The organism is Synechococcus sp. MIT S9503, assembly GCF_047304175.1.
In the GTDB taxonomy this organism is placed as follows: Bacteria; Cyanobacteriota; Cyanobacteriia; order PCC-6307; family Cyanobiaceae; genus Synechococcus_C.
In genome coordinates this window covers 527,776-545,470 of sequence record NZ_CP138955.1, presented here as the reverse complement: position 1 = coordinate 545,470, position 17,695 = coordinate 527,776, and the positions used below count along the sequence as shown (strand labels likewise).

Annotated in this window: 20 protein-coding genes; 5 read left to right on the top strand and 15 right to left on the bottom strand. The window is 58.4% G+C overall.

The window, feature by feature from the left end; all coding sequences use genetic code 11:
- Positions 1-22: 22 nt before the first annotated feature.
- The gene (locus SIB56_RS02970; protein ID WP_413325257.1) at positions 23-748 is read right to left on the bottom strand and encodes a response regulator; all 726 of its coding nucleotides are present in this window, start codon (positions 746-748) and stop codon (positions 23-25) included.
- Between the two features lie 155 nt (positions 749-903).
- Here SIB56_RS02970 and SIB56_RS02965 point away from each other — a divergent pair, with 155 nt between their 5' ends.
- The gene (locus SIB56_RS02965; protein WP_413325255.1) at positions 904-1,362 is read left to right on the top strand and encodes an EF-hand domain-containing protein; all 459 of its coding nucleotides are present in this window, start codon (positions 904-906) and stop codon (positions 1,360-1,362) included.
- Between the two features lie 3 nt (positions 1,363-1,365).
- Here the strand turns inward: SIB56_RS02965 and SIB56_RS02960 are convergent, their stop codons facing one another.
- The 3 genes from SIB56_RS02960 to SIB56_RS02950 all read right to left on the bottom strand — a co-directional run bounded on the left by SIB56_RS02960 (position 1,366) and on the right by SIB56_RS02950 (position 3,151).
- A complete protein-coding gene (locus SIB56_RS02960) occupies positions 1,366-1,776 on the bottom strand; it encodes a hypothetical protein (protein ID WP_413325253.1) in 411 nt (136 codons plus the stop codon).
- A gap of 175 nt (positions 1,777-1,951) precedes the next feature.
- The gene (locus SIB56_RS02955) at positions 1,952-2,587 is read right to left on the bottom strand and encodes a DUF4335 domain-containing protein (RefSeq protein ID WP_413325251.1); all 636 of its coding nucleotides are present in this window, start codon (positions 2,585-2,587) and stop codon (positions 1,952-1,954) included.
- A 6-nt stretch (positions 2,588-2,593) separates the two neighbouring features.
- Positions 2,594-3,151 carry a DUF3038 domain-containing protein gene (locus tag SIB56_RS02950; RefSeq protein WP_413325249.1) on the bottom strand — a complete coding sequence of 186 codons (558 nt, stop codon included), beginning with the start codon at positions 3,149-3,151 and terminating at the stop codon, positions 2,594-2,596.
- Between SIB56_RS02950 and SIB56_RS02945 the strand changes: the two genes are divergently transcribed.
- Positions 3,150-3,713 carry an adenine phosphoribosyltransferase gene (locus tag SIB56_RS02945; protein ID WP_413325247.1) on the top strand — a complete coding sequence of 188 codons (564 nt, stop codon included), beginning with the start codon at positions 3,150-3,152 and terminating at the stop codon, positions 3,711-3,713. The two genes, SIB56_RS02950 and SIB56_RS02945, sit on opposite strands and share 2 nt — an antisense overlap.
- A 37-nt stretch (positions 3,714-3,750) precedes the next feature.
- Here the strand turns inward: SIB56_RS02945 and SIB56_RS02940 are convergent, their stop codons facing one another.
- The 5 genes from SIB56_RS02940 to dapB are packed head-to-tail and all read right to left on the bottom strand — an operon-like array spanning position 3,751 to position 7,004.
- The gene (locus tag SIB56_RS02940) at positions 3,751-3,963 is read right to left on the bottom strand and encodes a DUF2949 domain-containing protein (RefSeq protein WP_413325244.1); all 213 of its coding nucleotides are present in this window, start codon (positions 3,961-3,963) and stop codon (positions 3,751-3,753) included.
- A gap of 19 nt (positions 3,964-3,982) precedes the next feature.
- The gene (locus SIB56_RS02935; RefSeq protein WP_413325242.1) at positions 3,983-5,191 is read right to left on the bottom strand and encodes an FAD-dependent monooxygenase; all 1,209 of its coding nucleotides are present in this window, start codon (positions 5,189-5,191) and stop codon (positions 3,983-3,985) included.
- Between the two features lie 12 nt (positions 5,192-5,203).
- Complete coding sequence (locus SIB56_RS02930) at positions 5,204-5,455, bottom strand: chlorophyll a/b-binding protein (RefSeq protein ID WP_413325240.1); 252 nt, start codon at positions 5,453-5,455, stop codon at positions 5,204-5,206.
- A gap of 36 nt (positions 5,456-5,491) precedes the next feature.
- The gene (locus SIB56_RS02925; RefSeq protein ID WP_413325238.1) at positions 5,492-6,145 is read right to left on the bottom strand and encodes a hypothetical protein; all 654 of its coding nucleotides are present in this window, start codon (positions 6,143-6,145) and stop codon (positions 5,492-5,494) included.
- Between the two features lie 7 nt (positions 6,146-6,152).
- Entirely contained in the window at positions 6,153-7,004 is an 852-nt protein-coding gene (gene dapB, locus SIB56_RS02920) for a 4-hydroxy-tetrahydrodipicolinate reductase (RefSeq protein WP_413325236.1), read from the bottom strand.
- 116 nt (positions 7,005-7,120) lie between these two features.
- Between dapB and SIB56_RS02915 the strand changes: the two genes are divergently transcribed.
- Positions 7,121-11,137 (top strand): magnesium chelatase subunit H, encoded by a 4,017-nt coding sequence (locus SIB56_RS02915; protein ID WP_413325234.1) that lies wholly within the window; start codon positions 7,121-7,123, stop codon positions 11,135-11,137.
- A 91-nt stretch (positions 11,138-11,228) separates the two neighbouring features.
- On the opposite strand, the gene SIB56_RS02910 is transcribed toward SIB56_RS02915, so the two are convergent.
- The 4 genes from SIB56_RS02910 to SIB56_RS02895 are packed head-to-tail and all read right to left on the bottom strand — an operon-like array spanning position 11,229 to position 13,505.
- Positions 11,229-11,633, bottom strand: coding sequence for a thiol-disulfide oxidoreductase DCC family protein (locus SIB56_RS02910; protein ID WP_413325232.1), 405 nt, complete (start codon positions 11,631-11,633; stop codon positions 11,229-11,231).
- A 33-nt stretch (positions 11,634-11,666) separates the two neighbouring features.
- Positions 11,667-12,524, bottom strand: coding sequence for a dihydropteroate synthase (gene folP / locus SIB56_RS02905; RefSeq protein ID WP_413325230.1), 858 nt, complete (start codon positions 12,522-12,524; stop codon positions 11,667-11,669).
- Positions 12,525-12,530: 6 nt separating this feature from the next.
- A complete protein-coding gene (tpiA, locus tag SIB56_RS02900; protein WP_413325228.1) occupies positions 12,531-13,262 on the bottom strand; it encodes a triose-phosphate isomerase in 732 nt (243 codons plus the stop codon).
- A 60-nt stretch (positions 13,263-13,322) separates the two neighbouring features.
- Complete coding sequence (locus tag SIB56_RS02895) at positions 13,323-13,505, bottom strand: RNA-binding S4 domain-containing protein (RefSeq protein WP_413325226.1); 183 nt, start codon at positions 13,503-13,505, stop codon at positions 13,323-13,325.
- A 41-nt stretch (positions 13,506-13,546) separates the two neighbouring features.
- Between SIB56_RS02895 and SIB56_RS02890 the strand changes: the two genes are divergently transcribed.
- Both SIB56_RS02890 and SIB56_RS02885 read left to right on the top strand, forming a co-directional pair.
- A complete protein-coding gene (locus SIB56_RS02890; protein WP_413325224.1) occupies positions 13,547-15,289 on the top strand; it encodes an ABC transporter ATP-binding protein in 1,743 nt (580 codons plus the stop codon).
- Between the two features lie 26 nt (positions 15,290-15,315).
- The gene (locus SIB56_RS02885) at positions 15,316-15,546 is read left to right on the top strand and encodes a DUF6447 family protein (RefSeq protein ID WP_413325222.1); all 231 of its coding nucleotides are present in this window, start codon (positions 15,316-15,318) and stop codon (positions 15,544-15,546) included.
- Positions 15,547-15,638: 92 nt separating this feature from the next.
- Here SIB56_RS02885 and SIB56_RS02880 read toward each other — a convergent pair whose 3' ends face one another.
- Together SIB56_RS02880 and SIB56_RS02875 are read right to left on the bottom strand one after the other, a co-directional pair.
- On the bottom strand, positions 15,639-17,012 hold the full coding sequence (locus SIB56_RS02880) for an alanine/glycine:cation symporter family protein (protein WP_413325219.1): 1,374 nt from the start codon (positions 17,010-17,012) through the stop codon (positions 15,639-15,641).
- Positions 17,012-17,680: a DUF3386 domain-containing protein gene (locus tag SIB56_RS02875; RefSeq protein WP_413325217.1), complete on the bottom strand. Its 669-nt coding sequence runs from the start codon at positions 17,678-17,680 to the stop codon at positions 17,012-17,014. The genes SIB56_RS02880 and SIB56_RS02875 overlap by 1 nt, the downstream gene beginning before the upstream one ends.
- Positions 17,681-17,695: the final 15 nt, after the last annotated feature.

Genomic DNA, 17,695 nt, shown 5'->3' with positions numbered 1-17,695 from the left:
GGCAACAGTCAGGAGGGAGAGATCATCGGGACCGTGGCTGCCCGTCTGGCACAAACACATAGCCATAGCCCCACACTGTTTGCAGATAGCGCGGGCGGGCAGGATCAGGCTCCACCAGTTTGCGCACCCGCGACACCTGCACATCCATGCTGCGGCTGTCGGTATCGCAACCAGGGCCGCGAGCCAGCTCGATTAGCCGCTCACGCGACAGGGGGCGATGGGGGTGCTGAACGAAGGATGCCAGCAGGCTGAATTCACCACTGGTGATCACCACAGGCTTGCCCTCTCTGGTCAGCGTCCGTGCAGCCAGATCGAGAACGTTTTCACCGAACACCACATCCCCTCCCTCGGCCAGAGGAGTGCCCGCAGGGAGGGCACTGCGCCGCCTCAGCACTGCTTCAATGCGAGCTGAGAGCTCCCGTGGCAGAAAAGGTTTGGCAAGGTAATCATCAGCCCCCTGCTCCAGACCGATGATGCGATCAACACCCTCTCCTCGGGCCGTCAGCATCACAACCGGCAGGTCATCACCTGCATCCCTCAGACGACGGAGAGCGGTCAGCCCGTCATCACCGGGCATCATCAGATCGAGCACCACCAGATCGGGACGCTGAAATTCCAGACGGGCCTCAAGCTGCTTGACATCGCTGAGGCAGCGCACGTCATACCCCTGATCCAGCAGATAGGTCCCGACCATCTGACGCAATTCAGGATCATCATCGACCACCCAGATCATCGAAGTTCGGGCCATGGCTTCCGTCGCCGTTCCAAGTTGCACCGATCGTATGGATCACTCCGCGTTCTGTCGCGCTTGATCGGACCTTGTCACAGCTGATCGGATCGGTGTCACGACTCAGACATGCTCCCGTAACCAGTTCTCCATATGCTCAAGCCATGGAGAGGTGCTTGTCACAACCGACGTGGATGGCCTTCGTGCTGATCGGGGTTCATGCTCTAGTTCCACAGTCACAGTCGCCGGTTCTGGCGAGCCCACGGCATGTTCAGGTTTATGGGCAACGCATGGAAGCACTGTTCATCCGGATGGATGTGAATGGTGACGGTCGCCTGGAATCGGACGAGGTCAGGGGTCGGCCCTATTTCGAGAGGCGCCTGCAACGACCCGACTCACGTGGCTATCTGCTGCTGAAGGATCTCAGACCGGTGACGCCCCACCCGAGTGGTCGGCGGCTCCAGAAACGCTTTCGTCAGGCTGATCGCAACGGAGATGGAAGGATTGACAGGCGTGAATGCCAGTCACTGCCATGGCTGAGCCGGAATTTTGTAAGCATCGACCTCGACTCAGATGGTGGGCTGACGCTGGAGGAGTTGTGGACTGTGCAGCGTTCACTTGCTCCACGCCACTAAGAGTCAACGGCGGGGTCTGGAGCGGCGGTTGATGACTTTGCTCGGATGAGGCCGCTCAGAGCGCAGCAGTCTCATGAAGGATTTCACCAGGCGGAACCCGCCTGAAACCAGGGCCAGAAGACCTGCCACAAGCAACAGTGCAATCAGAATGACCGCGGCCAGACCGAACAAAGCCTCAAGAAGCTGTCCAAGGCCTCGGATCAGATCAGCGATGGCTTCACTGACCACGACCATGGCGTCGATCTTCTGAGGCAGCCAGCTCAGAAATGCGAGCAAACCCGAGCCAAGGGCCAGGAGCAGCAACCCCTCCAGCATCTGCCGGCCGATCGACACAGCTCTCGATCGGGGCCGTTTGCTGAACACTCTCCGGTTCTTGGGCACAGCACTCAGCGATCTCAGTTTGGGGGAATTCACGACAGCGCCTCGGAACCGACTAGGTCGAAAGGGGGAGCTGTCAGGGTCGCCGAACAACTTCGTGCTGACTGCCAACGCAGTGAGCTCAAGGCAAGAGATCGATTGATTTCGGACGGACTCCCCGCCATTCGAAGCATGAAGCAGTCGCGCCATTCTGAGCTGCTCAGCTCAGAGGTCAACGCTCTGCATCACCTTGTGCAGGATCGCTGATCGGAGTTTCAGGATTGACCTCGGCTCCATTCTCTTGCCGGGGTGCTTGAACTTCAGGCAGAGGCAGGAGAAGCCCCAAGACAGCTAGCACAATCACCGTGGCACCGCCGAGCAGAGGAGCCGTGAGTCTTTGCAACAAAGGAATCCGCTCGACAAGATCTCGCCGCGGGAGAGGTTCATGCTGAATCGCTGGCCATGAGAGACACACCCGGCCGTCACCGCGCAGGGCATCAAGGCAGCGAACGAGATCGGCCAGCTGGGCATCATCAAGTTGGATGGACAGAGGCGGGATCTCCGACTGGCCGCTGGTGAGATCGAGACGATGCTGTGATCCATCCGGAACCATCCGAACCGGATCGTTCAACTCACCAATGGATCGGACCACTCCTGAAAGACGCAGACGCACATAGGGAATGACGACCTGCATCAGGGCTTCCAGATGTTCGCGTTTGCCCTCGAGCTCGGAGGCACCGACGATTTTCAGACGCCAGGTCGAGAGGATTCCGATGGCCTGATCCGCATGGCCGGCGGAGAAGTCGGGTAATCCCTCAACCTCCAGGCGCGCAGTGGTTTGGTCGTAGCGATATGACTGTTTGAGCATCACCATTCACGGAGTGGGATCAAGAAGGCTGGCGCGCAGACGATCCACTCCGCCGGGACCTGCCGCAAGGGCCAGTGTCAGCACAAGCTGTCGCTGAGTCGGGTCTTGCGGATCACTGCCAAGAAAGCGCTGAATCGCACCACGCCGGAGGTTCATTCGCTCTTCAATCAGATCGCGCAGACGCTGATTCACCAGAGTCCAGCGCTGACGGGTGAGCTCCTCCGGCTCTCTGCTGGAGAGCAGCTGATGAAGCATCGGATAGAGCCGGTCGGCCATCACACAAAGGATCCTGATCAACGCCTCAGTTTCCACTGCACTGAGCTGACCGCGTCGTGTGGAGCGTCTCAGTGGGTTGTGACAGCGACGTTTCCAGAGCTCAACCCGATTGGGGAAGATCGTCTCAAACCCGAGCTGACGAGTCGCCCAGAGCATGGCCTCCCCTCCATTCAGATCAAGGGATTCAACGGTGAGCAGCAGCAGATCAAGGCGCTCGAGAGCACGTCGGCCAAGAACCGCTTCAGGGAAGGTCGGAGCAGGGGCCGCCGGAGCAGTGGCATCGGTCATGGCTGCGATGATGCCAGGGATAAGGCCTTTGCGTCACCACCCAGTGGATCTTCGTCAGTTCATTCGTGATGTGCCTGACTTCCCCAAGCAGGGAATTTTGTTCCGAGATATCTCACCGATGCTTCGCGATCCCGCTGGCTGGGGCGAAGTGATGCACCAGCTTGGCGTGGTGTGCGATCGACTCAGTCCAGACCTGATTGTGGGGATTGAATCGAGAGGATTCATCGTTGGTATGGCACTGGCAACACACAAGAGGATTGGATTTGTACCTGTGAGAAAGCCAGGAAAACTTCCAGGTGATGTGGTCGGCGTCGATTACACCCTTGAATACGGCAGCGATCGACTTGAGATCCAGAGCGATGCTCTCGCTGACGGCGCAAGCGTTTTGCTGGTTGACGATCTCCTGGCGACCGGAGGAACCGCTTCAGCCAGTTGTGAACTGATTGTGAAAGCCGGTGGAAAGCTTGTGGGCTGCGGGTTCGTTGTTGAGCTTGCGGAATTGCACGGACGACGTCGTCTACCGGAGGGTGTTCCAGTCGAATCGCTCATTCGCTACGACTAGAACCTGAGGCTTCGGCCACTGCGACGAGCAGGCTTGCTCAGTCCTGCTGGGATTGCCAATCGAGTACCTCCTGGTACTGCGAGAGGTTGAGAAGACCAAAGCTCCAGAGAACATCCGGGAGAGGCGCCTGCTCCAGATGGGCCTGGCGAATCCCCAGATTGATGGCGTTTTCGCTCAACCCGAGCCTCTGCTGCAGAAAGGCGATCAGGGCGCGGGACGCGACCGGCTGTGGATCACTGCTGAGGACCATCAACTATGGATCGAGTGATTCACTTTGGCAGTGGTTTCAGAAAGCTGCCTGGGCCGTCCGTCATCGCCGACAGACTCAGTCGACGTACCCAGCCCAGATGGCGAAGCATGAGGAGCGTCAGGCGTCTGAAAGGCATCAGCAGAGGATTGTGATTTGAAAAGAAACGGATCAGCAGGTCGGTTGACAAGAGAACTCCGGCCAGATCGAATCGTCGACATCGGGAATAACGTCGCGCCAGCGATCTCGGCACAAGATCGCCTTGGCGCACTGCCTCAGTGAGATTCAACAGATCGCTGACATCACGCCAGCAGAGATTCAAACCCTGTCCACCGACGGGATGGCAACGATGTCCGGCCTCCCCCACAAGAAGCAGTGGACCTTTTTGGAGACTGGGAGCCAGGCTCAGCTCAACAGGAAACGCTCCCGGTTCGTCCAGCAGTTCAACAACGCTCAAACCCTCGGGAAGAACCTCGTCGAGGGCAGACGCCAGTTCAGCTGAAGAGCAAGCGGCTCGATCGCGGCATCGATTCAGCGGTGCGCTCCAGACCACCTGATAGGCATCCTTGCCAAGCGGAAGAAGTGCCATCGGTCCTTCCGGACGGAACAATTCGTAGGCACAATCGGGCTCGGCCCCTGAAAGACGCAGCTTGGCCGTCAGACAACCCTGCTTGTAAGTGTGTGACCAGAACGCCAGACGGGAGGAGTGACGCAGCATGGATCGCGGACCATCTGCTGCGACAATCCATTCATGGGAACCAGAGCTGAGAGCGATCTCCTCTGCAGAAGCCGCATCACCCAGCCGCAATGAAACCCCTGGCGAGGCACGCAGCTGTGACAGCAGCAGGGACATCAGCGGGCGGTGATCGAGAATCCAGCCGATCGCATCAGCACAACGGTTCTCTCGACGCAGGTCTCGAAGACTGAACCAGGCTGTGCGTTGAGCGGCACAATCATCGAGACGCAGACGACGAAAAGGTTCCATCGCGTCTTTCAGTGGCAACCAGAGACAGAGGTCTTGGAGTAACCGACGAGACGAATGGGTGATCGCGTAAGCACGGCTTCGCTTCAGCAGTGAATCAGCGCTGAGGCGATCAATCAAAACAACGTCGTAACCCTGCCGAGCAAGTCCAAGCGCCAACAGAGCCCCTGTTGGTCCGGCTCCGACAATGCGAAACCGGTGAGGCACTGCAGTGACAGCGGAATCTCGAACCTGAAGATCTGCTGTCACCACATCAAGAAATCAGCCGATGCCGAGAAGTCCACGGGTGAAAGCTTCGCCACCCAGAGCAAATTCCGTGGCCAGCAATGCAACGAATCCAAGCATGGCCATGCGTCCGTTCAGCATTTCTGCACGCTCATGGAAGCCCCAGCCGCTCTCGGTGTCCACCACTTCCATGCGTGGTTCTGTTGCAAAAGCGTTGAGACGACCACCATCTTCTGTGGTCACTGTGGCGCCGCGGATACCGGGAGCGTTGGAGGAAGCCTGGGACATGTTCAATCCTTTTTCTTTACACAGCGTAACGCATTATTAAGAACTTTTACGCAACCGAATTCTGCAGAGATCCTCAAATGCCGGCCTGAGCAGGAAGGGATACTCGCCAACCCAGAGCTTGAGTTGCGGCAACCATGCATCGGTGAGCGCACCAACACTGGAGAAATCCTTGCGCTCACTGAGAACAATGCATCGAATCAGAAGGCCTGGCCGGATGGCCGAATGGGTCTTGCTCATAGGGAAACTGACTCGTCCCAGGTAGCCGTCTTCATCAGCCAGCTCGAGGATCAGCCATGTTCTGCGGTTCTCAACCAGTTCAAGACGCCCGCTGGAGTCGGCTTGCTCGCGCTGATTCTCCACCCGTTCCCTCGTGTAGGCCTCGATCACTTCCCCTTCGAAAAGAGCGGCCGAGGGATATCGGCGCAAAGACGCATTCCTGCGACCTGCTTCAAGAATCGGACCCCAGAGGATGTAAAGAAGCAGAACAACCCCGGCAATCAGCCAGACAGACCCCCAGCGGTTGAACGAAAGGCTCTGGCTGATCAGAAGGGTGATCACACCACCGATTCCTGAGATCAGAAGACGCTGAAGGATCTTGCGCGGATCTCCAAGGGCAAACCTGAACTGAGTACCGGTCGCCACAGCCGGTATCAACGTCTGAAGCTCGCCGGGACGCAGTGGGATCAGCATGCGGAACTCAGATCAGCCTCTCCAGGCCATAGACGAGACCTGACAGCTGTCTCACCTTGCGGACGCACAACAGAACACCGGGCATGTAGGCGGCGCGATCAATGGTGTCGTGGCGAAGCGTATAGGTCTCTCCCGGCGCACCAAACATCACCTCCTGATGAGCCACAAGTCCAGGCAAACGCAGGGAGTGCAGACGCAAGCCACTGGGACGTTCACCGCCGCGACTGCCCTGGAGCGATTCGTGTTCATCAACTTCAGGGGCATTGAATGACTTGCCGAGCTCTTCCATCAGCTCCGCTGTTTTGATGCAGGTTCCACTGGGAGCATCAGCCTTGCGATTGTGATGAAGCTCCGTGAGTTCTGCGTGGTCATAGAAACGTGCGGCTGCAGCCGCGGCCTGCTGGAGCAACACCATGCCCACTGAAAAATTGGGGATCACGGCGCCGCCCACTGAAGCCTTCTCAGAAAAGCTCTGCAGATCCTTGAGTTGCTCCGGAGAGAGACCTGTGGTTCCGATCACGGGATGCACGCCGTAAGCGATTGCGGCTCGGGTGTTCGCGTAGACAACCGATGGATGGGTGAAATCCACCATCACCGCTCCTTGACCGGGACCGGCATCCCGAACCGCCTGACTGGTGGCGCAAAGGCAGCCCTCCAGATCTGCCGTGACGGCCACCTCCAGAGGGCCCAGGCCGATCATTTCACCGATATCGGCCCCCTCCTTCCCCGGTGTGGTGTCAACGGCCCCCACCAGGTGGCAGTCCGCTGAGGCGTGAACGGCGCGGATGACTTCTGCGCCCATACGCCCCAGAGCTCCTGTGACCAACACAGGGATCGACTGATTCTCAGCAGCGCTCATGCCAGGGATGTCTCTCGTCAGAGCCTATGGGCAGATCGAGTTGTAACACCGCGAGAAAACATGCGCGTAGAACTGCTCGTCGCCGTAAAGTTCGTTACACAGGTATATGTGCGCCGATGTTCACACAGGTCCGCTCCGCCAATCGCCGCGTGGCTCCTGTGGAGGGTCAGAACCATCAATCCGTCATGAAGGCGGTGTATGTGGTGCTGGAGCCTCAGTACCAGAACGCGCTCACCCAGGCAGCCACGGCGCTGAACGCCAGCGGGGGAGATCTCGGCATTGAACTCAGCGGTTACCTGATCGAGGAACTCCGCGACGACACCAACTACGAAGACTTCAAGCAGGATGTCGCCAAAGCCGATGTGTTCATCGCCTCATTGATCTTCATTGAGGACCTGGCACAGAAGGTTGTGGACGCCGTCACACCGCATCGCGACCGTCTCAAAGCCGCTGTTGTCTTCCCTTCCATGCCGGAGGTGATGCGCCTGAACAAGCTCGGCAGCTTCTCGATGGCTCAGCTCGGACAGAGCAAGAGCGCCATTGCCGGGTTCATGAAAAAGCGCAAGGAGGCTGGCGGCGCCGGTTTCCAGGACGCCATGCTCAAGCTCCTGAACACGTTGCCCACGGTTCTCAAGTACCTGCCCGTTGAAAAAGCGCAGGATGCGCGCAGCTTCATGCTCAGTTTCCAGTACTGGCTGGGTGGAACACCCGACAACCTGCGCAATTTCCTGCTGATGCTGGCGGATAAATACGTTTTTCCGGCTGCAGAGGGAGAGCAGCGCCCTGTGATGGAGGTCGCAGCCCCCGAGGTCTTCCCCGATCTCGGGATCTGGCATCCACTGGCACCGTCGATGTTCGAGAACCTCAAGGAATACCTCAACTGGACATCAAGTCGAACTGATCTTTCCGACGAAGCTCTGAAAGGCCCGGTGATCGGTCTTGTGTTGCAGCGCAGCCACATCGTCACAGGAGACGACGCTCATTACGTGGCCACAATCCAGGAACTGGAGTTCCGCGGGGCTCGCGTGATTCCGATTTTCTGCGGTGGTCTCGATTTTTCCAAGCCCGTCAACGCGTTCTTCTACGACCCTCTCAATCCCGAGCAACCTCTGGTTGACGGCATCGTTTCGCTCACGGGTTTCGCCCTGGTCGGTGGCCCCGCCCGACAGGACCATCCGAAGGCGGTCGAGTCGCTGAAAAAGCTCAACCGTCCCTACATGGTGGCTTTGCCTCTGGTCTTCCAGACCACCCAGGAATGGGAAGACAGCGACCTCGGGCTGCACCCCGTCCAGGTTGCCCTGCAGATTGCCATCCCCGAACTGGACGGTGCGATCGAACCGATTGTTCTCTCCGGCCGAGATGACGCAACCGGAAAAGCTCACACGCTCCAGGACCGTGTTGATGCCATCGCTGAACGCGCCATCCGATGGTCATCGCTGCGAATCAAGCCTCGTGTCGATAAGAAGCTGGCGATCACGGTGTTCAGCTTTCCTCCAGACAAGGGCAATGTGGGCACCGCGGCCTACCTCGATGTCTTCGGATCCATTCATCGCGTCATGGAGGAGATGAAAGCGAAGGGCTACGACGTGAAGGGGCTTCCCGCAACACCCCGCGCCCTGCTTGAAGCTGTGATCAACGATGCCGATGCCATGCAGGGTTCTCCAGAGCTCTCCGTCGCACACCGGATGAACGTTGAGGAATACGAGCGACTGACCCCCTACTCGGAACGTCTGGAAGAGAACTGGGGCAAGCCTCCGGGCAGCCTCAACAGCGACGGCCAGAACCTGCTCGTGTACGGCAGACACTTCGGCAATGTGTTCGTCGGCGTCCAGCCCACCTTCGGCTACGAAGGTGATCCGATGCGCCTCCTCTATTCACGCAGCGCCAGTCCACATCATGGATTCGCTGCGTACTACACCTACCTGGAAAAAATCTGGAAGGCCGACGCGGTGCTGCACTTCGGCACCCACGGATCACTGGAGTTCATGCCCGGCAAGCAGATGGGCATGAGCGAAACCTGCTATCCAGACTCACTGATCGGATCACTGCCGAACCTCTACTACTACGCAGCCAACAACCCTTCTGAGGCAACCATCGCCAAGCGGCGTGGCTATGCCTCAACGATCAGCTACCTCACCCCACCTGCAGAGAATGCTGGTCTCTACAAGGGCCTCAAGGAACTTGGAGAATTGGTCGGCTCCTACCAGCAACTGCGAGAAGGTGGCCGAGGCATTCAGATCGTCAACACAATTGTTGAGACGGCGCGTCAGTGCAATCTCGACAAGGATGTCGACCTTCCAGAAGAGGATGCATCCAAGCTCGACCTTGATGGTCGAGACGCCCTGGTAGGTGCCGTTTACCGCCAGCTGATGGAGATCGAGAGCCGTCTGCTTCCATGCGGTCTTCACACCATCGGCAAACCTCCCACCGCCGAGGAGGCGATTGCCACCCTTGTGAACATCGCTGCTCTGGAGCGAGATGAGGACGAACTTCGTTCACTTCCAGGCTTGTTGGCTGAATCGATTGGGCGAACAATTGAAGACGTTTACAAAGGCAATGACAATGGAGTGCTCGCCGACGTTGAACTGAATCGCACCATCACTGAGACATCACGATCCGCCATCTCAGCCATGGTCCGATCCGTCACCGGCAGTGACGGCAGAGTCAATCTGCGCAGAAACTGGACATGGTTCAGCGACCTGCTGACACGCGTCGGATTCAAGCTTCCGTCCCCCTGGTTGAAAGCCTGCCGTTCCAGAGGTTTCAGCAACGTTGATGCCACAGAGCTCGACCGGCTTTTCGGCTACCTGCGCTTCTGCCTGGAGCAGGTCTGCGCTGACATGGAAATGGAGAGTCTGCTCAAGGCTCTCGATGGCGAATACATCCTCCCTGGCCCCGGGGGTGATCCGATCCGCAACCCCGGTGTGCTCCCCAGTGGCAAGAACATCCATGCTCTCGATCCTCAGGCGATTCCAACCCGGGCTGCGGTTGCCGCTGCCAAAGGTGTGGTCGACAAACTGATCGATCGCCAGCGAGAAGAGCAGGGAGCCTGGCCCGAAACCATCGCCTGCGTTCTCTGGGGAACCGACAACATCAAGACCTACGGCGAATCACTTGCTCAGATTCTCTGGTTCGTGGGTGTAAAGCCCATGCCTGACTCCGTGGGCCGGGTCAACAAGCTGGAGCTGATTCCTCTGGAGGAGCTCGGACGCCCAAGAGTTGATGTGGTGGTCAACTGCTCGGGAGTTTTCCGTGATCTGTTCATCAATCAGATGGCCCTGATTGATCAGGCCGTGAAAATGGCTGCTGAGGCCGATGAGCCGCTCGAACAGAATTTCGTGCGCAAACATGCGCTCGAGCAGGCTGAGAAGGAAGGCGGAAGTCTGCGCGACGCCGCCTGCAGGGTGTTCTCCAATGCCAGCGGCAGCTACAGCTCAAACGTGAATCTGGCTGTCGAGAACAGCACCTGGGAAGAGGAGGGGGAGTTGCAGGAGATGTATCTGTCCCGCAAGACCTTCGCGTTCAATGCCGACAACCCAGGCGAGATGAACCAGAAGCGCGACGTGTTCGAGAACGTGATGAAGACCGCTGACGTCACGTTCCAGAATCTGGATTCCGCAGAAATCTCGCTCACTGACGTCAGTCACTACTTCGATTCCGATCCGACAAAACTGATTGCCGGTCTTCGCGATGATGGCAAGGCGCCCACCAGCTACATCGCGGACACCACCACGGCCAACGCTCAGGTGCGATCCCTGAACGAGACGATCCGTCTCGACTCACGCACCAAACTTCTCAACCCGAAGTGGTACGAGGGAATGCTCGACTCTGGTTATGAGGGAGTGCGTGAAGTTGCCAAGCGCCTCAATTTCACCCTGGGCTGGAGTGCCACCAGCGGATCGGTCGATAACTTCGTCTACGAGGAGGCCAATGAAACATTCATCAACGACCCGGAAATGCGCAAGCGGCTCCTGGATCTGAATCCCAACAGTTTCCGCCGCATTGTGGGAACTCTCCTCGAGGTGCACGGTCGCGGCTACTGGGAGACTTCCGATGAAAACATTGAACTGCTGCAGGAGCTTTACCAGGAAGTTGAGGATCGGATTGAAGGCGTCACAACCGCAGAAAGCTGACGCCTGCAGATGGCCAGAAACGCATCGCAGGTTGTCTCGTTGTCTCAGCCGGTGTCAAAGCACCGGCTTTTTGATGCCACAACGAACCATCTCAGAGTCTCCGTTCACAGCGATCAAGGCAGAGCTGATCCAGCGAGGCTCGGTTGGTGATCTTCAGCCGATACCGAGCCCAGACGCCATAAAGCACGTCAATCACTGGCCCGATCACTGGCCAACGGGTTGGCGCATACAGCCAGCCAAGACCAATCAGGCGATAAGCCTCGCGAAACACCTCGACATCCGTGAGCACTGTTCCATCGGCCTGAATGGCATGAATCCTCGCCATCGCTTGGCGATAGCTAATGCCAGACCAATCCTCGGGTGAGTAGTCCTGTGCATCAATGTCAATGAAGCGGATGGACTGGTCACGATCCCGGCGACGCAGAAACGTCACTTCACGGACGCAGAGTGGACATCCCCCGTCAAAGAGAAGGGTGAGCGCAGGTTGCGTGCTCATGAATGCCTTACGAAGGGGTCCGTTCTAGCCAGATCATTCATGGGTGTCGGCTTGGCGGCAACGCCGGCGCGACACAGCCGCTGCCATGGTCACCACCTGATGGATCGGTCCCACATCGTGAACTCGCACCACGTGGACGCCGGCATCTACAGCCCTGGCACAGACAGCAGCCGTCCCCCAGATCCTGGCTTTGGCCCGGGGCTGATCAAGCACAGCACCTATGAAACGCTTGCGAGACGGGCCCAGAAGCAGAGGGATACCGTCATGTTGAAGGTCTTCCAGCTGTTGGATCAGCTGAAGATTCTGCTCATTGGTCTTGGCGAAGCCGAGCCCTGGGTCCCAGATCAGCTGTTCCCGGCGCAGCCCCGCCCGGACGGCGCGATCACTGCTGAGCCTGAGTTCCTTCAGGACTCCGGCGACAACTCCCTGATCGCCGTAATCAGTGCAGTCATCCATGGTGCGGCTGTCCCCGCGGCTGTGCATCAGCACGTAAGGACAGCCCTCATCGGCAACCACGCTCAGCAGGGCAGGATCCCGCCTGCCTCCGCTGACATCATTGATCCAGTCGGCTCCTGCATCCAAGGCTGCTCTGGCAACCGGTGCCAGAAAGGTGTCCACCGAAAGAATCGCCTGAGGATGGGCGGCCCGAATGCTCTGGAGACAGGGAAGCAGGCGTGCGATCTCCTCATCAGCTCCCACATCACGAGCACCAGGCCTTGTGCTCTGAGCACCGAGATCCAGCACCTGAGCTCCCTGCAGAAGCTGACGTGAGGCCTCGTTCAAGGCCAGATCCACCCGGTTGAAACGTCCTCCATCGCTGAATGAATCCGGGGTGAGATTGATCACCCCCATCACAGCCGGGCGGTCGCCCCAGCAATCCGGAAAACGCATCCCTGATCAGGAGACCTGATAGTTGGCGATGCGCGCGAAACTTTCCGGATCGAGCGACGCTCCACCCACGAGCACACCATCGATATCGCTCATGCTCATGAGTTCATCGATGTTGCCTGGCTTCACGGATCCGCCGTACTGGATGATCAGATCAGGAGCCCCCACCCAGCTGCGGATCAGACCACAGATGCGATTTGCTTCTGAAGACTCGCAGGTCTTGCCGGTTCCGATGGCCCAGATGGGCTCATAGGCGACAACAAGCCTGTTGGGGTCGAGTCCTTCAAGACCCTGTTCCACCTGACGACGGATCACGCGCTCCGCTTCTCCGCGGCTGCGCTGTTCATCACTTTCGCCGACACAAACTATTGGAATCAGACCATGGGCCTGGGCTGAGCGGGCGCGATGATTGATCTGTTCATCACTTTCACTGAAATATTTGCGCGGCTCGCTGTGACCGACAATGGCGTAGCGCACACCATGCTCTTCAAGCATGGAGGGTGCGATCTCACCCGTGAAAGCTCCCTGCGCCTCCCAGTGCACGTTCTGACTGGAAATCTCAACCCGGGACCCTGAACTCACTGCAGCCATGGTGCTGATCGCTGTGAATGGAGGTGCAACCACCAACTCACGATCATCAGGCGTGTCGGCGATCAGCGGCAGAAACGTGGTCAACCAGTCCCGGGTCTGGGCACACGTCATGTGCATCTTCCAGTTTCCAGCAATCACCGGTTTGCCCACGCTTGCGTCCTCTGCGGCTCAGCAGCAGCCAACTTACGTTCCAACGCGAGCAAGAACCTCTCAGATCTTCGTGACCACAGCCTGATCTCTGCGCAGCTTCACGTGATCACCAAGGTTGAGCTGACGACCGCGCTGTGTGACAACGCAGTCATTCACAAGCACTTCCCCTGCCTGAATCAGCATCTTGGCCTCACCGCCGGTACCGACCCAGCCTTGCCATTTCAGGAACTGATCAAGGCGCATCGGTCCTGGAGGGCACAAAAGAGCATTGATAGTGTGACGCGATGCTGAAAACGTCCGAGGCAGGGTTCCGCAGGCTGCTGCCGTTGCTGCGGCCCCATCTGCCGCAACTGAGCCTCGGGCTGATCTGCATGCTCGTGTACGTGAGCAGTTTTCTGCTGCTGCTCAATCTCGCAGGTGATCTCTTCCCAGCGCTGGGATCGAGAGATCTCAGCAGGGTGCTCGCACTGATCGGCCAAGGCGTGCTGATTTTCGCGATTCAGAAACTGGCTCAGTTCGGACAGGACTCCCTTCTGGCAGGGCCGGCTCTCCAGGTGAGCAAAACCCTGCGCAGCCATTTGTTCAGCCGCCTGCAGACCGTTGAGCTTGGAGCTCTTGAGAAGCTTTCGGCCGGCGATCTCACCTACCGACTCACCGAAGACGCCGATCGCGTGAGTGAGGTTCTCTACAAATCGATTCACGACACGCTTCCGAGCGTGCTCCAGCTGCTGGCCGTGCTGGGTTACATGCTCTGGCTGGACTGGAAGCTCACAGCCTCAATCCTGCTGCTTGCACCACTGATCATCTGGTTGATCAGCCTGTTTGGGGCCAAGGTGATGGCCGCCACCGAACGCAGCCAGAAAAAAGTGAGTGAGCTCGCCGGCCTGCTGGGGGAGGCGATCGAGGGACTGCCTCTTGTGCGCGCCTTTGCGGCAGAGCCCTGGCTGCAAGGCCGTTTTGAAGAAGAGATCGACCAGCACCGTCAGGCCAGACACCGCACCTACAGCTTGGTGGCCCTTCAGCATCCGGTGGTGGGGATGATCGAAGTGGTGGGGCTCTTCTCAGTGCTGGGGCTGGCCGCCTGGCGAATTCAGAACGATGGTCTGAGCATTGCCGGGTTGAGCAGTTACCTCACCGGTCTGGTTGTGCTGATTGACCCGATTGCTCACGTCACCAACAACTTCAACGAATTTCAGCAGGGTCAGGCTTCACTGCGTCGGCTGCGCCAGATCGAACAGGAACCCCAGGAATCAGCGGATCCTGTTCCCGCGTTGCCGATCGGCCGTCCTGCAGGACACCTGAATCTGGAACAGGTTGTCTTCGCTTACGGCGATGGAGAACCGGTTCTGCGTGACATCAATCTGAGCATCGAGGCAGGGCAGGTGGTGGCGCTGGTCGGCCCCTCCGGTGCCGGCAAAAGCACTCTGTTCTCTTTGCTGCTGCGTTTCAACAGCGCCCAGTCAGGTTCGATCGAACTTGACGGCAAGAATCTGGCAAAGGTGAAAGCTCGTGAACTCAGGCAGCAGGTTGCCCTCGTGCCACAGCGCACAACAGTGTTCTCCGGCAGCATTGCCGAGGCCATCCGCTTCGGCCGATCAGCCAGCCATGCTCAATTGATTGAGGCAGCACGTCTTGCCAATGCCCATGATTTCATCATGGCGTTGCCGGATGGCTACGACACGAAACTCGAGGAGCGAGGCACCAATGTCTCCGGTGGTCAGCTGCAGCGTATCGCCATTGCAAGAGCCGTTCTGGGAAATCCCGCGGTGCTGCTGCTCGATGAAGCCACCAGTGCTCTGGATGCCGAAGCCGAGGCTGCTGTTCAGCTGGGGTTGCGTCAGGCCATGAACGGCCGAACGGTGCTGGTGATCGCCCACAGGCTGGCGACTGTGCAGGAAGCCGATCAGATCGTGGTGCTCGACCAGGGGCAGATCAGCGAACGAGGCAGCCATGATCAGCTGATGGCGAAAAACGGTCGCTATCGAGATCTTTGTGAACGCCAGATGATTCGCAATTCACGCAGCTAAATTGCTGGGGATTCAGTTCCTGTGAAATGACCGCTACACCTGCAGAAAACCCTGTACTCACCTTTGAGGGCAAGCGCTATGACCTCAATCAGCTTCCCGATGATCTGAAGGAACTGGTGCGCGGAATGCAGGTTGCCGACGCACAACTGCGGATGCACGAAGACACCCTGAAGGTGCTGGCGGTTGGACGCCAGTCAATGGCGATGCAGCTGAATGAGCGTTTGAAGAATGTGACACCTCTTCCCGAGCAGAGCTGAAGAATCCAGCCAATTTCGACAGTTGAAAGGCCTCTCCCAATCGGAGGAGGCTTTCAACTCAGACGTCAAGATTGAAGCCCCACAAGGATTGATCAGTCGGAGGATTCGACCGTGTCGGGGAAGTGATAACGACGCGTTAGCTCGAACACGGTTCCTGACAGCAACACCAGTGCGATCAGATTGGGAATCGCCATCAAGCCATTGAGTGTGTCCGCAACGCCCCAGACGACCCCACGGTCACCAACGAGCGAGCCGATCACCACCACTGCAACCCAGACACCTCTGAAGGGAAGAATCGCCCTGACGCCGAATAGATATTCCGTGCAGCGTTCGCCGTAGAAACTCCAGCCGAGAACGGTGGTGAAAGCGAAAACAAGCAGGCCGATGGTGACGATCCAGCCAGAACCGGAGAGCGCTTCATCGAAGGCGGCGATGGACAGCTCGGAACCTGAGAGTCCACCTCCTGCGATGCCACTGACCAGAATGACCAGTGCAGTGAGTGTGCAGATGATCATCGTGTCGATGAAGGTGCCGAGCATCGCCACCGTGCCCTGACGGACAGGGTCATCGGTGCGGGCGGCCGCATGGGCGATTGGTGCGCTGCCCAGACCAGCTTCGTTCGAAAAAATCCCACGTTTGAATCCCATCAGGATCACCTGGGTGAGGGTGCCGGTGGCAGCTGCCTGACCGGTGAATGCATTGCTGAAAATGCTTGCAAAGGCATCACCGATGCTGCCGATATTGGCGAGAAGGATGATGAGACAGGCAAGCACATAGGCGATCGCCATGAACGGCACAATGGCGGAGGCAGCCTTCGAGATACGGCGAACACCACCGATGATCACGGCAAACACGAGCACCCCGAGCACCACGGCCGTCACTTCCCGGGGTATCCCCAGGCCGAGCAGGGCACTGGACACCTCGAAGCACTGAACGCCATTACCGATTCCGAAACCGGCGAGCATGCCGAACAGAGCAAACACTCCGCCAAGCCAGACCCAGCGGGGCCCGAGGCCTTTGCTGATGTAGTACATCGGGCCGCCGACGTGATTTCCCAGCTCATCAACCTCGCGGTAGTGAACCGCCAAGACAGCTTCGGCGTATTTGGTTGCGATGCCGAAGAAGGCGATCAACCACATCCAAAACACCGCCCCGGGACCACCAATGGCGATCGCACCGGCAACTCCGGCGATGTTGCCGGTGCCAACCGTTGCCGCCAACGATGTCATCAGAGCCTGATAAGGGCTGATGTCGCCTTCAGCCTTTTGATCCGAGGGAGCCAGCATCATTCGCACTCCATAAGGGAGTCGCAGAATCGGCATGAACCGCAGGCCGACCATCAGCAGAACACCGGTCACGGAGATCAGACCAACGGTGGGCCACCCCCATGCAAAGGAGCTGATCGGACCGTTGATGGAAGTGACGATGCTGTCGAAACCTTGGGAGACAGTGGCGATAGAGAGCATCAGAGTGCGGCCAGATCAGTGAACTGGAAGATCTGCAGCGTGTCAGATCCATCGGAATCCTTGGAACGGATGGCCCGGCGTTCGAGCACCCAGCTGCCCTGCTCACCCAGAGGCACGAACGTGTCTTCAAAGTGACTGGAAGGACCTTTCTCTTCTCCGCTGGCAGGGTCTGCGTACTGGCTGGAGTAATCACGACTCAGATAGCCGGAACCGGTATCTGTGGTGCTGCCGGTGTGAATGGTGACCACAGTGCCGTGGATATGTCGGTGAACCATGGTCACCACATCGCCTTTGATGCGGTAGCGATCACCTTCACCCTTGCCGCCGATCAAAACTTCCAGACCCTCATCGGTGCTGTCGCCTGCGGTGAATGTATTGGCACCATGCACCTGGTCAAAGGAGCGGCGAACACGATGAATGGCGACTTCCCAGAGCTGGGAGGCAATCGCCTTCTCCACCTCAGAATCATCGACACCTTCAACCTTTGCCTTCAGATCAGCGCCGATCTTGAAGCGACCTTCAACGCGGCGGTCGCCCTGCTCCCAGATGCAACGGCCCTGGTAACCTCCGAATTCGGGTTCCCAGGTGTAGCGGTTCTCGTAGGCGGCTCGAAAGGCATCCCGGCAGTCACTGCCGGGGGCAACGTCGGGAATGCTGGTGACAGTCACTTCAGGGAATGGATG